General features: G+C 73.6%; 12 protein-coding genes. 3 read left to right on the top strand and 9 right to left on the bottom strand.

Going from position 1 to position 13,195, the window contains the following annotated elements; genetic code table 11:
• Positions 1-26 precede the first annotated feature (26 nt).
• The 6 genes from purM to PLJ28_RS01940 all read right to left on the bottom strand — a co-directional run bounded on the left by purM (position 27) and on the right by PLJ28_RS01940 (position 5,081).
• Entirely contained in the window at positions 27-1,226 is a 1,200-nt protein-coding gene (purM, locus tag PLJ28_RS01965) for a phosphoribosylformylglycinamidine cyclo-ligase (RefSeq protein WP_183527820.1), read from the bottom strand.
• Positions 1,223-2,818 (bottom strand): amidophosphoribosyltransferase, encoded by a 1,596-nt coding sequence (purF, locus tag PLJ28_RS01960; protein WP_324589856.1) that lies wholly within the window; start codon positions 2,816-2,818, stop codon positions 1,223-1,225. Before purF ends, purM begins: the two co-directional genes overlap by 4 nt.
• Positions 2,790-3,215, bottom strand: coding sequence for a hypothetical protein (locus PLJ28_RS01955; protein WP_183527818.1), 426 nt, complete (start codon positions 3,213-3,215; stop codon positions 2,790-2,792). Before PLJ28_RS01955 ends, purF begins: the two co-directional genes overlap by 29 nt.
• Positions 3,216-3,290: 75 nt before the next feature.
• The gene (locus PLJ28_RS01950; RefSeq protein ID WP_183527816.1) at positions 3,291-3,677 is read right to left on the bottom strand and encodes a sterol carrier family protein; all 387 of its coding nucleotides are present in this window, start codon (positions 3,675-3,677) and stop codon (positions 3,291-3,293) included.
• Positions 3,678-3,681: 4 nt separating this feature from the next.
• The gene (locus PLJ28_RS01945; RefSeq protein WP_183527814.1) at positions 3,682-4,734 is read right to left on the bottom strand and encodes an asparaginase; all 1,053 of its coding nucleotides are present in this window, start codon (positions 4,732-4,734) and stop codon (positions 3,682-3,684) included.
• Between the two features lie 74 nt (positions 4,735-4,808).
• Positions 4,809-5,081, bottom strand: coding sequence for a hypothetical protein (locus PLJ28_RS01940; protein WP_183527812.1), 273 nt, complete (start codon positions 5,079-5,081; stop codon positions 4,809-4,811).
• 36 nt (positions 5,082-5,117) lie between these two features.
• Between PLJ28_RS01940 and purD the strand changes: the two genes are divergently transcribed.
• On the top strand, positions 5,118-6,407 hold the full coding sequence (gene purD, locus PLJ28_RS01935) for a phosphoribosylamine--glycine ligase (protein WP_183527810.1): 1,290 nt from the start codon (positions 5,118-5,120) through the stop codon (positions 6,405-6,407).
• Complete coding sequence (locus PLJ28_RS01930; protein ID WP_298044141.1) at positions 6,407-7,318, top strand: phosphoribosylaminoimidazolesuccinocarboxamide synthase; 912 nt, start codon at positions 6,407-6,409, stop codon at positions 7,316-7,318. Before purD ends, PLJ28_RS01930 begins: the two co-directional genes overlap by 1 nt.
• Here PLJ28_RS01930 and PLJ28_RS01925 read toward each other — a convergent pair.
• Positions 7,282-8,592, bottom strand: a complete 1,311-nt coding sequence (locus PLJ28_RS01925) for a condensation domain-containing protein (protein ID WP_298044142.1) — start codon at positions 8,590-8,592, stop codon at positions 7,282-7,284. The genes PLJ28_RS01930 and PLJ28_RS01925 overlap by 37 nt on opposite strands.
• 54 nt (positions 8,593-8,646) lie before the next feature.
• Between PLJ28_RS01925 and PLJ28_RS01920 the strand changes: the two genes are divergently transcribed.
• Positions 8,647-9,423 (top strand): alpha/beta fold hydrolase, encoded by a 777-nt coding sequence (locus tag PLJ28_RS01920; RefSeq protein ID WP_183527804.1) that lies wholly within the window; start codon positions 8,647-8,649, stop codon positions 9,421-9,423.
• 46 nt (positions 9,424-9,469) lie between these two features.
• On the opposite strand, the gene PLJ28_RS01915 is transcribed toward PLJ28_RS01920, so the two are convergent.
• A complete protein-coding gene (locus tag PLJ28_RS01915) occupies positions 9,470-11,311 on the bottom strand; it encodes an ABC transporter ATP-binding protein (protein WP_183527802.1) in 1,842 nt (613 codons plus the stop codon).
• Positions 11,308-13,194 carry an ABC transporter ATP-binding protein gene (locus tag PLJ28_RS01910; RefSeq protein ID WP_298044143.1) on the bottom strand — a complete coding sequence of 629 codons (1,887 nt, stop codon included), beginning with the start codon at positions 13,192-13,194 and terminating at the stop codon, positions 11,308-11,310. Before PLJ28_RS01910 ends, PLJ28_RS01915 begins: the two co-directional genes overlap by 4 nt.
• Position 13,195 lies beyond the last annotated feature (1 nt).

The following is a 13,195-nucleotide window of genomic DNA, read 5'->3' as shown; positions in this document are numbered from 1 at the left end:
GCCCGGCCGGGCCCGACGACGCCCGATCAGGACTGGGCGTAGGCTCCCGTGAGCAGGACGGCGCCGCCGTCCACGCCCTTGGCGCCCTGCATGAAGTCCTCGCCCGCACCGGCGGCCTCGTCGGTCAGCGTGCCCACGGTGCCGGCGACCCAGGACCTCAGGCCGCGTGAGTGCAGTCGGGCCACGGCCTCGTCGGCGGCCTCGGGGGCCACCACGGCCACCATGCCCACGCCCAGGTTCAGGGTGCGCTCCAGGTCCGCCAGCGGCACCCGGCCCAGCTGGGTGATGAGCTCGAAGACGGCCGGGATGGCCCACGTGCCGCGGTCCACGGTGGCCATCAGGCCCTGGGGCAGCACGCGCGCCAGGTTGGCGGCCAGCCCGCCGCCGGTGACGTGGGAGAAGCCGCGCAGGGCCGGCTCCCCGGAGGCCGTCGTCACGGAACCGGCCGAACCGGTCACGGGATCGCCGTTGAGGTGGCGCACCAGGTCGAGGCAGTCGCCGGCGTAGATGCGGGTCGGCTCGAGCAGCTCCTCACCGAGCGTGCGGCCGAAGTCGGTGACCTCCCGGTCGAGGGACCAGCCGGCGGAGTTGATGACACGGCGCACCAGCGAGTAGCCGTTGGAGTGGATGCCGGAGGAGGCCATCGCGATCACGACGTCGCCCTCGCGCACCCGCTCCGGGCCGAGCAGGGCCGAGGCCTCGACCACGCCCGTGACCGCACCGGCCACGTCGTACTCGTCCACGCCCAGCAGTCCCGGGTGCTCGGCGGTCTCCCCGCCCACCAGGGCGGCGCCGGCGATGGAGCAGCCCTCGGCGATGCCCCGCACGATGTCCGCGATGCGCTCCGGGACGACCTTGCCGCAGGCGATGTAGTCGGTCATGAACAGCGGCTCGGCGCCGACCACCACGATGTCGTCCACCACCATGCCGACCAGGTCGAGGCCGATGGTGTCGTGCTTGTCCAGGGCCTGGGCGATGGCGACCTTCGTGCCCACCCCGTCCGTGGACGTGGCCAGCAGCGGCTTCGAGTACTTCAGCAGGGCCGAGACGTCGTACAGGCCGGCGAAGCCGCCGAACCCGCCGACCACGTCAGGACCGTGGGTGGCCTTGACGGCCTCCTTCATCAGGTCGACGGCGCGGTCACCGGCCTCCACGTCCACACCGGCGGCGGCATAGGTGATGCCAGCGTGGCTGGCGGACTCGGCGGGGTTCACGGCATCGGTCACAGCGGGGTCCTGTCGGTCTCGGTCAGCAGGGGTTCCAGGGAGGCTCCGGGGCCCGGGTCCTCACCGTCGGCACCCGGCCGCTCGGCCGGGTCCACCGTGGGGGCCGGTCCGGCGGTGGCCTTCTCCAGCAGGTGCTTGCCGCGCTCGTCCTCGACGGGCAGCGCGATGGGGTAGTCGCCGGTGAAGCAGGCGGTGCACAGCCTCTCGCGGGGCTGCTCGGTGGCCTGGATCATCCCCTCCTCGGAGATGTACTTCAGCGAGTCGGCGCCGATGGAGGCGGCGATCTCCTCCACCCCGGCGCCGTTGGCGATCAGTTCGGCCCGGGAGGCGAAGTCGATGCCGTAGAAGCAGGGCCACTTCACCGGCGGGGAGGAGATGCGCACGTGCACCTCGCGGGCTCCGGCCTCCTTGAGCATCCGCACGATGGCCCGCTGGGTGTTGCCGCGCACGATCGAGTCGTCCACGACCACCACGCGCTTGCCGGCCACCACGGCCGGCTGCACGTTGAGCTTGAGCCGGATGCCCAGCTGCCGCAGGGTCTGGGAGGGCTGGATGAAGGTGCGTCCCACGTAGGAGTTCTTGACGAAGCCCTGGCCGAAGGGGATGCCGGACTCCGTGGCGTAGCCGACCGCCGCGGGGGTGCCGGACTCGGGGACCGGGATGACGACGTCGGCGTCCACCGGGTTCTCCCGGGCGAGCGCCCGGCCCATCTCCCCGCGGGACTCGTACACGGAGCGGCCGTTGATGGCGGCGTCCGGGCGGGCGAGGTAGACGTACTCGAAGACGCAGTGCGCGGGGGTGGGCTCGGCGAAACGGGTCGAGCGGATGCCCTCCTCGTCGATCGCGATCATCTCGCCGGGGGAGACCTCACGGATGAACCCGGCGCCCACGGTGGCCAGGGCGGACTGCTCGGAGGCGACCACCCAGCCGCGCTCCAGCCGGCCCAGCACCAGCGGGCGCACCCCGTGCGGGTCGCGCGCGGCGTAGAGGGTGTGCTCGTCCATGAACACGAAGCTGAACGCGCCGCGGATCTGCGGCAGCAGCGCCACGGCGGTCTCCTCGAGGGTGGATCCCTCCTCGCCCTGCAGCAGCGCGGTGACCAGGGCGGTATCCGTGGTGTTGCCCTGGGCCAGCTCGCCGCGGGTCTGCCTGCCGTAGCGCGCCTCCACCATCCGGAACAGCTCGGCGGAGTTCACCAGGTTGCCGTTGTGCGCCAGCGCGACGGTACCGGCCGACGTCGCCCCCAGCGTGGGCTGGGCGTTGGCCCAGTTGTTCCCGCCGGTGGTCGAGTACCGGCAGTGCCCGACGGCGATGTGCCCGGTCAGGGTGTTCAGGGTCGCCTCGTCGAACACCTGCGAGACCAGGCCGAGGTCCTTGTAGACGGAGATGCGCTGGCCGTCCGAGGTCGCGATGCCCGCGGACTCCTGGCCGCGGTGCTGCAGGGCGTAGAGGCCGTAGTAGGCCAGCTTGGAGACGTCCTCCCCGGGTGCCCAGACGCCGAAGACGCCGCACTCGTCCTGGGGCCCCTTCTCCTGGGGATCGAGGTCGTGGGTCAGCCTGCCGTCACCGCGCATCGTCGTCACGTCCCTCATTGTCCCACTTCTCCCGCCACTGCTGCAGGTCGGAGGGGTCCACGGCGTAGTCGGCCTGCGCCGGGTCCGTCACGGCCCGGGCGTGCACCGTGCGGGCACGCGCGCGGGACCGCCGGTCCAGGACCAGCCAGACCAGTCCGGCCACGCCGACGCCGATGATCCCGAAGACCACCACGAAGTACCCGAAGACGGACCCGAAGGTGAACTCCGGGTTCTGCCGTCCGGTCAGGGAGACCGCCAGGGCCGCGAGGACCCCGAGCGCGGCGCCGCCCAGCAGGAAGACGTGCACCTTCGGGGCACGCCGGACCACCAGGTCGCGGTGTTCCAGGGCGTCCGGGTCCGGCCGCATCGGGGTGGCGGCGGGATCGTCCGCGGGGCCGTCGGAGGCAGAAGTCATGCCGTCCATGGTACTGGGGTGCGGGCGGGGGCCGGGCCGTGCGTCGCCGCCCGCGGCGCCGGTCCCGCGCTGACGCTACCGGGCCAGCGGCAACCAGGCGGACAGGTCGGCCCGGGACCCGGAGGCCAGCACCCGCCCGTCGGCGACGGCGGCGTCCCAGCCGATCAGTCCCGTGGCCAGGTCCAGCCAGGTGGCGGGGTCCGTCTCGATCACGTTCGGCGGGGTGCCGCGGGTGTGCCGCGGACCCTCGATGCACTGGCACACCCCGAACGGCGGGACACGCACCTCCACGGAGTTGCCCGGGGCCCGTTCCGCCAGTTCCTCCAGCAGGTACCGCACGGCCGTGGCCCGGGTGGAGCGGGGCAGGGCGGCGGCCTCCTCGGGCCCGTCCCGGCGGGCGGCGGACCAGGCACCGACGGCGGCGCGGCCGGCGTCGGGGGCGATGCGGCGCTTGACGGACACGGCCTCAGTCCAGCAGGTCCAGCACGGGCCGGGCCAGCTGCACCCGGCCGACCGGTTCGCCGCGGCCCAGGATCTTCGGGACGACCGTCTCCAGCACGCCCGGCAGGGCCTCGAGGTCCACCTGCCCGGGGGCGAACTGGGCGAGCAGCACCAGGGCCACGAGGTTGCCGGCGCGCGTGCCGCCGTCGAGCGCCTTGACCGCCACCGAGGTGCCGTCCGGGGCGGCCATGGCCATGACGCCGTCGGCGCCGAGCTTGGCGAGCAGGCCCAGCTCCCGGATCACCACGGTGTTGGTGTTGGTCTCCCCGTGGACGGCCCAGGGGTGCTCGAGCATGGCGGTGGCCACCGCGGCGGCGTGCACCTCGGCGTCCCGGCGGTCCGGGGCGGCCGCGACCGCGCCGAAGCCGCGCGCGAGACCGGTCAGCGACAGCACCGGGGCCGGGGCCCCGCACCCGTCCACGCCCCAGCGGGTCACGGGCTCGCCGCAGTACTGCTCCAGCACGGCGGCGACCTCGCCCTGGACCGGATGGTCCAGGTCCAGGTAGGTGGCGGGGTCGTGCCCGCCGTGCTTGCAGGCGGAGAGGAAGCCGGCGTGCTTGCCGGAGCAGTTGTAGGCCAGCGGGGTCTGCACCGGGCCCTCGGGGCCGGCGTCGCGGGCCAGCTGGATGATGCCGGCCGGGTCCGCGGGCCAGGCCGGCGGGCACTGCAGGAAGGACTCGTCCATGCCCGCGTAGGACAGGATGGTCGCCGCGGCCTGGCGGTGCCGGGCGGTGCCGCGATGGGAACCGCAGGCCAGGGCGATCTGCTCGTCCACCAGCCGGGCGCCCTGGCGCAGCGAGGCGATGGCCTGCAGCGGCTTGAGCGTGGAGCGCGGGTAGATGAGCGCCTCCGGCGCCCCCAGGGAGGCCAGCACGGACCCGTCCGGGGCGGTGACCACGGCGGAGCCGGTGGTGCGGGACTCGATGAAACCGTTGCGGACCACGTGGACCAGTTCCACGGCCTCGGCGGGGGAGAAGGTGGCGGAGGGCGACTGACGCGCGGCGGACTTCTGGGGCATGGTCACCACTGTAGGCGCGCACCCGGCGCAGGGCCTCCCGGACCGGCCGGTCAGAGTCGTTCCCGTCGGCGCCGTCAGCGCCGGCGGCGCCGGACCCAGGCGGTGATCGCGATCGCGGCGGCCAGCGAGCACGCCAGGGACACCACCGCGACGGTCACGTCGCCGCGCTCGAAGCCGAACAGCCGGCTGCCGAACCACATGATCAGGGCCGTCGTCATCCACACCAGCACGAACGTGTAGACCGTGGACAGGGTGCTGGCCCCGGCGCCACCGGTGCGGGGCGCCCGGCCGTAGAGCCGGCCGTAGGAGAAGTCGTCGTCATCCGGGCCGCGGGACGGGGTGCTCATGGGTTCAGGCTACGGGACCGTCTAGGCTTGGGCACCGTGAAGATCCTCGTCCTCGGCTCCGGCGGCCGTGAGCATGCCATCGTCCGCGCCCTGCTGCGCGACCCCTCCGTCCGCGAGGTCCACGCGGCACCCGGCAACGCCGGCATCGCGCTCGACGTCCCCGTCCACCCGGTGGACGCCACGGACGCCACGACCGTCACCGAGCTGGCCGGCGAGCTGGGGGCCGACCTCGTCGTCGTGGGGCCCGAGGCCCCGCTGGCCGCCGGCGTCTCCGACGCCCTGCGCGAGGCCGGGTTCACCGTCTTCGGCCCCTCGCGGGCCGCGGCCGAGCTGGAGGCCTCGAAGTCGTTCGCCAAGGACGTCATGGCCCAGGCCGGCGTCCCCACCGCCGCCGCGCACTCCTGCGCCACCGCCGAGGAGGCCGCCGCGGCGCTGGACGAGTTCGGCGCCCCCTACGTGGTCAAGGATGACGGGCTGGCCGCCGGCAAGGGCGTGGTGGTCACCTCCGACCGCGACGAGGCCCTGGCCCACGCCCAGGCCTGCTTCGCCGCCCACGGCACCGTGGTCATCGAGGAGTACCTGGACGGCCCCGAGGTCTCCCTGTTCGTGCTCTCGGACGGCACCAACGCCGTCCCGCTGGCCCCCGCGCAGGACTTCAAGCGGATCGGCGATGCCGACACCGGTCCCAACACCGGCGGCATGGGCGCCTACACCCCGCTGGACTGGCTGCCCGAGGGATTCGTGGACGAGGTCATGGACCAGGTGGCCCGCCCCGTCATCGCCACCATGGCCGACCGCGGCACCACGTTTGCGGGCGTCCTCTACTGCGGACTGGCCCTGACCGCCCGCGGGATCCGCGTCATCGAGTTCAACGTGCGCTTCGGGGACCCCGAGACCCAGGCCGTGCTGGCCCGGTTGCGCACCCCGCTCGGCCGGCTGCTCATGGACGCCGCCACGGGCTGCCTGGCCGGGGTGCGGGCACTGGAGTGGTCGGACGAGTACGCCGTGGACGTCGTCGTCGCGGCCGAGGGCTACCCCGAGGCCCCCGTCAAGGGCGGCCCCGTGACCGGGGTGGAGGACGCCGAGGCCCTGGAGGGGGTGTCCGTCCTGCACGCGGGCACCGGCCCCGGGCCCGACGGCGGACTGGTCGCCGCCGGCGGACGCGTCCTGGCCGTCGTCGGGCTGGGACAGACCCTGGCCGCGGCGCGCGAGCGCGCTTATGCGGGCGTGGAACGGATCACGCTGCCGGGGTCCCGGCACCGCACGGACATCGGGCTGAAGGCCGAACGCGGGGAGATCACCGTTCCCGCGGGGGAGGCGCTCTGATGGCCGACTACTCCAAGGGGCTCGGCGCGACGGTTCTGGAGCTGCCCGGCTGGCGGCACGTCTACTCGGGCAAGGTCCGGGACCTGTACGAGCCGGCCGACGCCGCACCGGGGCAGTCCGCGACGCTGCTGGTGGTGGCCTCGGACCGGATCAGCGCCTACGACTTCGTGCTGGAGACCGAGATCCCGGACAAGGGCGCGGTCCTGACCCAGCTGTCCCTGTGGTGGTTCGAGCAGCTGGACGTGCCGCACCACGTGGTCTCCGTGGACGTCCCCGCGGCCGTGGCCGGCCGGGCGATGGTCGTCAAGCGGCTGGACATGTTCGAGGTCGAGTGCATCGCGCGCGGTTACCTCACCGGCTCCGGCCTCGCCGAGTACCGCGAGTCCGGGACGGTGACCGGGATCCGGCTGCCCGCAGGGCTCGTGGACGGCTCGCGGCTGGCCGAGCCCATCTTCACCCCCTCGGCGAAGGCGGACGTGGGCGAGCACGACGAGAACATCACCTTCGCGCAGATGTCCCGGCTGATCGGGGAGACCCCGGCGCAGCGACTGCGGGAACTGACCCTGGACGTGTACACGCGGGCCGAGCGGATCGCCCGGGAGCGCGGCATCATCCTGGCGGACACCAAGGTCGAGTACGGGCTGGACGCCGACGGCCGGATCGTGCTCGGTGACGAGGTGCTGACCCCGGACTCCTCCCGCTTCTGGGACGTCGGGGACTACGAGCCCGGCCGCGCCCAGCCGTCCTTCGACAAGCAGTTCGTCCGCGACTGGCTGACCTCGGCCGCATCCGGCTGGGACCGGCACTCCGGCGAGGCGCCCCCGGCGCTGCCGGCCGACGTCGTGGCCAGGACCCGCGCGCGGTACGTGGAGGCCTACGAGCGGCTGACGGGACGGGCGTTCACCGCCTGATCCCGCATCCGGGCCACCAGGTCGTCCAGCCAGGTCCCCACGTTGCGCCGGGCCTCGTGCGTGTCCGGGTAGCGGCAGCGCAGGTGCACGCCGGTGCCGTCGATGATGAACCACAGCATCACCCCCGTGGTCCGGATGGCGGCGCTCACGTACTGGGCGTTCAGCGCGTGTGAGTCGACCTGCACCGGCAGGCGCCGCAGGTCCAGCCAGGAGACGGCGAGCATCCCGGGGGCCTCCGGCATGCCGCCCCACGGGGCCATGATCCCGGCCAGCGGCCAGGATCCCAGCCGGATGGCCTCCCGCACGGCCCCCGCACACGCGCCGGGATCGGGATCGGCGGACTCGAGCACCGAGTTGGTGATGAACCAGCCCACCGCATCGTGCCACCGCTCCTCGTAGCGGCTGTGCACGGGGAACACCGCACGCAGGTCCGCGCCGGCCACCTCGCGGGTGGTGACGGTCAGGACCGACACGGTCATCGCCAGCGTGGACACGCCGGCTTCCCGCGCCCGGGTGGCGAAGGCGGTCATGCCCGTCACGTTCAGCACGTCCCGGACCTCCACGCGTTCCGGCTGCGGGGCCGGATCCCCCAGGGGCAGCGGGAACCGGGGCATCACCCCGCCCCCGGCCTCGATGACCTCCGCCCAGCGGCGGTGGACCTCGGCGGGGGCCCCGGGCCGGTCCAGCAGGCACCGGCTGTGCTCGGCGAAGGCCGGGGCGCCCGTCAGCCCGGGGTCCAGGCCGTCCGCCAGCCGGTCGAGGGCGGTGAGCAGGTCGCGGGCGATGACCAGCAGGGACCACATGTCCACGTGGGCGTGATCGGCGCCGACCACGATGGTCGGCCCGTCGGCGGTCTCGATGACGCAGAACCGGTGCGAGGGCCGGGCGAAGGGCGTGCACCCGGCGTCCAGGACGGCGCGCAGGGCGTCGTGCATCGCCTGGCCCGGGGCCACCTCGTGCCGGACCCACGTGCCCGGGCCGATGCCGGCCTCGCGCAGGGTGGGGGCGCCGTCGTCGTCCCGGACGAAGACCGTGCGCAGGGTGCCGTGCGCGGTGACGACGGCGCGCCAGGCCGCCGCGAGGTGATTCCGCGGCACCGGGGCCGGCAGGCTGAAGGCCAGCGCCATCCAGGAACCGGGCCGGTCCCCGCCGCCCACGTGCCGGGCCTGGTCGAAGGACACGGGGAGGGTGCCCTCCGCGGGGGACACCGCCAGGTCGTAGGAGAGCAGCGGACCGAACGGCAGGCGCAGGGACGCGACATGCGTGAGGCGCATGGCAGTACTGTAGCCTGCTGTCCTCTCAGGACGGCACGGGAGAACGGAGCTGACATGCACAGGTTCACGGTGCCGGGCGCCGAGATCGCCTGGTCGTTCAGCGATGAGTCCGGCCATCCGGTCGTGCAGCTGCACGGGCTGACCTCGAGCCGGTCACGGGACCGGGTCCTGGACCTGGACCTGGGCCGCGGACTGTCCGGCACCCGGTTGTTGCGCTACGACGCCCGGGGACACGGCCACTCCACCGGCCGGCGCGAGCCGGAGGACTACCGCTGGCCCGCGCTCGCCGAGGACCTCCTGCGCCTGCTCGACCACTGGTTCCCGGGAGAGGCCGTGCACGGGGTGGGCCCCTCCATGGGTGCCGCCACCCTGTTGCACGCCGCCGTCCGGGACCCCGACCGGTTCAGCGGGTTCACGCTGCTGCTGCCCCCGACCGCCTGGGACACCCGCACCGCGCAGGCCGGTGACTACCGGCGCCTGGCGCGGTTCATCGAGGACCACGGGGTGGAGCGGTTCGTCGCGGCCAGCCGGTCCATGCCGCGGCCCCCGGCCACGGTGGGCACGCCGGACACGGTGCCCCACGTCAGCGGTGACCTGTTGCCGTCCGTCTACCGGGGGGCGGCGATGAGCGACCTGCCCACCCGGGAGCAGGTGGCGGGGATCGGGGTTCCCACGACGGTGCTGGCCTGGGCGGACGATCCCGCCCATCCCCTCTCCACCGCCCGGGCGCTGGTCGAGCTCATGCCCCGGGCCACGCTGCAGGTCGCGACCACCCCGCAGGACGTGTCCCGCTGGCCGGCCGTGCTGGCCGAGGACGTCCCCCGCGCCTGACCGCCCCCCCACGCGGCCCCGCCCCGCGGGCGCCGGAAGGCGGGGATCACCCGACCAGGGAGTCCTGCCAGGCGGCGTGGAGTTCGGCGAAGCGGCCTCCGGCGGCGATCAGCTCCTCGGGGGTCCCGTCCTCGACGATCCGCCCGTCGTGGACCACGAGCACGCGGTCGGCGATCTCCACGGTGGAGAGCCGGTGCGCGATGATCAGCGCCGTCCGGTCACCGAGCAACCGCTCCAGGCCGGACTGCACCAGGCGCTCGCTGGGCAGGTCCAGGGACGAGGTCGCCTCGTCCAGGATCAGGACCGCGGGGTCGGCGAGGAACGCGCGGGCGAAGGACACGAGCTGCCGCTGCCCGGCGGACAACCGCCCGCCGCGCTTGGTGACGTCCGTGTCATAGCCCTCGGGCAGGGACAGGATGAACTCGTGGGCACCCACGGCCCGCGCCGCCGCCTGGATCTCCTGGTCCGAGGCATCGGGCCGGCCCAGCGCGATGTTCTCGGCCACCGAGCCGGAGAACAGGAACGCCTCCTGCGTCACCATCACCACGTTGTGCCGCAGGTCGGCGGCGGAGAGCTGGTCCAGCTCCACCCCGTCCAGGGTCAGCGAGCCGGAGCTCAGGTCGTAGAAGCGCGCGATGAGCTTGACCAGGGTGGACTTGCCGGCGCCGGTCTGGCCCACCACGGCCACGGTCTGACCGGCCGGGATCGTCAGGTCGAACGCGGGCAGGATCACCTCGCCCTGGCCGTAGCCGAACTCGGCGTCGCGGAACTCCAGGCGCCCCTGGGCCCGGGGCAGCGGCACCGGGGTGGGGGACTCCCGCACGGTGGGCGCCTCCTCGAGCAGCCCGGAGACCTTCTCCAGGGCGGCCGTGGCGGACTGGAAGGAGGAGTAGAACATCGCCACCTGCTCCATCGGCTGGAACACGCGCTTGCCGGCCAGCAGCAGGGCCACCAGCACGCCCACGGCCAGGGTCCCGTCCAGCACGCGGAACCCGCCGAGGACCAGCAGCGCCACCACGGTCAGGTTGCCGGTGACCAGCAGGGTCGGCTGCAGCACGCCGAACAGGTTCAGCGAGTGCACCATGTCGTCGCGGTACCTCGAGGCCAGCCGGTCGTAGGTCTCGTCGTTCGTCCGCTCCTTGCGGAACGCCTGCACCGCGCGGATGCCGGTCATGGTCTCCACGAAGTGCACGATCATCCGCGCGGAGGACACCCGGGACCGGCGGTACACCGCCTCCGAGCGCACCTGGTACCAGCGCACGGCGATCGCCACGGGCACGAAGGCCCCGAGCAGCACCAGCCCGGAGCGCCAATCCAGCACGAAGACCGAGACGGTGGTGAACAGCATGAACATCAGCCCGGACACCAGCGAGGACACGCCCTGGTCCAGCAGTTCCCGCAACGAGTCCAGGTCCGAGGTCTGCCGCGAGATCACCCGGCCGGAGGTGTAGCGCTCGTGGAACTCCAGGCTGAGCCGCTGCGTGTGCCGGAAGACCCAGACGCGCAGGTCCAGCAGCATCGCCTGGCTCACCCGGGCGGTCAGCCAGGTGTAGGTGCCCAGCAGCAGCCCGGCCGTCAGCGCGGCCGCCACGTAGGTCCCCCCGACGGCGGCCAGCACGGGGGCGGGGGAGTCCCCGTCCCGGAGCGTGGAGACGACCTGCGGCAGCCCCCAGTCGATGCCCCAGGCGATGATCAGCGGGAACGACGCGCGGGCGGCGTTGGAGACCACCACGAGCACCACGGTCAGGAGGAGCTTCCACCGGACCGGCCGGGCGAGGTCCTTGAGCAGCGTCCAGGACCGGGCCCGCACGTAGCGCCGCTCGGCGGCATCCAGGTCCAGGCGCTCCTCGCCCCGGGTGCCCAGGAGGGTGGCGTCCCGGCGGCTCATGCCCGGTCTCCCTCGGTGCCGGTCATCGCGGTGATCCCCCCGGAGTCCATGACCGACTCGATGGAACGGTCGGCCTCGAAGCTGGAGATGATGAAGCGGTAGTCGGCGGAGCGGGCCAGCAGCTCGGCGTGGGTGCCCACGTCCAGGATCCGCCCGTCCTGCAGCACCGCCACCCGGTCGGCCAGCGCCACCGTGGAGGGCCGGTGGGCCACGATCAGCGTGGTGGTCCCGGCCAGCACGCTGCGCAGCCGGCGGGTGACCGCCTCCTCGGTGCGCACGTCCAGGGCGGAGAGCGGGTCGTCCAGCACGAGGACCTCGGGCCGCGCGGCGATGGCCCGGGCGAGGGCGATGCGCTGGCGCTGGCCACCGGACAGGCTCAGCCCCTCCTCGCCGATCTCGGTGTCGAGTCCCTCCGGCAGCCGACGGGCGAACTGGGCCTGGGCGGTGTCCAGGGCCAGGTCCAGCAGCTCCTGGGCCGCCGCCGGGTCCGCGAGCACCTGCTCGGGTGCGCCCAGCAGCACGTTGTTCCGGATGGAGTCCGAGAACAGGGTGGAGTCCTCGAACGCGATCGAGACCCGTCGCCGCAGCTCCACCAGCTCGTACTCCCGCACGTCCCGGCCGCCCACCAGCACCTGCCCGGCGGTGACGTCGTAGAGCCGGGGGACGAGCTGGACCAGGGTCGACTTGCCGGAACCGGTCAGCCCCACCAGGGCCATCGTCTCCCCGGGGCGCAGGTCCAGGGTGATGTCCCGCAACAGCGGCTCGGCGCCCTCGGGGACATCGGGGTAGCGGAAGCGGACGCCGCGGAAGGCGAGGGCCCCGGGGATGCCGGTGGCACCGCCGGTTCGGGGTGCCACCGGATCCGCGATGTCGACCGGGGTGTCCATGACCTCGGCGTGCCGGTCGATGGCGGTCTTGGCGGACAGGGACATGCCCATCAGCTGCCCGACGGACTCCACCGGTCCGCCCAGCACCGCGGTGGTGGCGAAGAACCCGGCCACGGCGCCCACCGTGAGGTCCCCGGTGGCCACGAGGTAGATGCCGACGCCCAGGGACAGCCCGATGACCGTCTCCGGCAGGGCCACGATCAGCGAGATGAACTTGGAGAGCACGGCGGCCTTGTGGACCTCGGTGCCGCGCAGGGTGTCGGCCTGGCCGCGGAAGCCCTCCAGCGCCTCCCCGCCGCGGCCGAAGGCCTTGAGCACCCGGATGCCGTGCACGGACTCCTCGACGGTGGTCGCCAGGTCCCCGGCCTGGTCCTGGGAGAGCCGGGAGGCGGCGCGGAAGTCGTTGCGGAAGTGGAAGGAGCGCCACATGATCGGCACGGCCCCGGCCAGGTAGATCAGCGCCAGGACCCAGGAGGTGGCGAACAGCAGCACCAGGCCCACCACGATCGTCACGATGGAGACCACGAACATCACGGTGCCGAACGCGATCCACCGCCGCAGCAGGGACAGGTCACCCACGGACCGGGAGAGCAGCTGGCCCGAGGGCCAGGAGTCGTGGAAGGACACCGGCAGCCGCTGCAGCCGCCGGAACAGGGCGACCCGGGCACGGTTCTCCACCCCCGCGGCCGGGGGCAGGATGAAGACACGGCGCAGGTAGACCAGCGCTCCCTCGGCCACGCCGAGCACGGTCATGATGGCCACCGCCGTCCACACGTCCGAGGCGTCCCCGCCGGGGCGCAGCACGGAGTTGACCAGTTGCTGGATCACCTGGGGGATGGCCAGGGCCACGAGTCCGGCCAGCATGGCGGAGGCCAGCCCGGCTCCCCAGCGCCAGCGGATGCCCTCCAGGTAGGGCGAGAGCCGCCGGAGGGCCTCGGCGAGGCTGCGCTCCTCGCCCCGCACGCGCCGCAGGGATGGACGGGCGGACGTGGACACG

This window comes from Citricoccus sp. (assembly GCF_035445025.1).
Taxonomy (GTDB): domain Bacteria; phylum Actinomycetota; class Actinomycetes; order Actinomycetales; family Micrococcaceae; genus Citricoccus.
The sequence above is the reverse complement of the archived record's forward strand: the minus strand, read 5'-3'. Positions and strand labels throughout refer to the sequence as shown.

Coding starts and splice junctions, on each gene's coding strand:
- PLJ28_RS01955 (WP_183527818.1), bottom strand. CDS start 3,215: ATGACTTCTGCCTCCGACGGCCCCGCGGACGATCCCGCCGCCACCCCG.
- PLJ28_RS01940 (WP_183527812.1), bottom strand. CDS start 5,081: ATGAGCACCCCGTCCCGCGGCCCGGATGACGACGACTTCTCCTACGGC.
- PLJ28_RS01945 (WP_183527814.1), bottom strand. CDS start 4,734: ATGCCCCAGAAGTCCGCCGCGCGTCAGTCGCCCTCCGCCACCTTCTCC.
- PLJ28_RS01930 (WP_298044141.1), top strand. CDS start 6,407: ATGGCCGACTACTCCAAGGGGCTCGGCGCGACGGTTCTGGAGCTGCCC.
- PLJ28_RS01925 (WP_298044142.1), bottom strand. CDS start 8,592: ATGCGCCTCACGCATGTCGCGTCCCTGCGCCTGCCGTTCGGTCCGCTG.
- purF (WP_324589856.1), bottom strand. CDS start 2,818: ATGAGGGACGTGACGACGATGCGCGGTGACGGCAGGCTGACCCACGAC.
- PLJ28_RS01915 (WP_183527802.1), bottom strand. CDS start 11,311: ATGAGCCGCCGGGACGCCACCCTCCTGGGCACCCGGGGCGAGGAGCGC.
- PLJ28_RS01920 (WP_183527804.1), top strand. CDS start 8,647: ATGCACAGGTTCACGGTGCCGGGCGCCGAGATCGCCTGGTCGTTCAGC.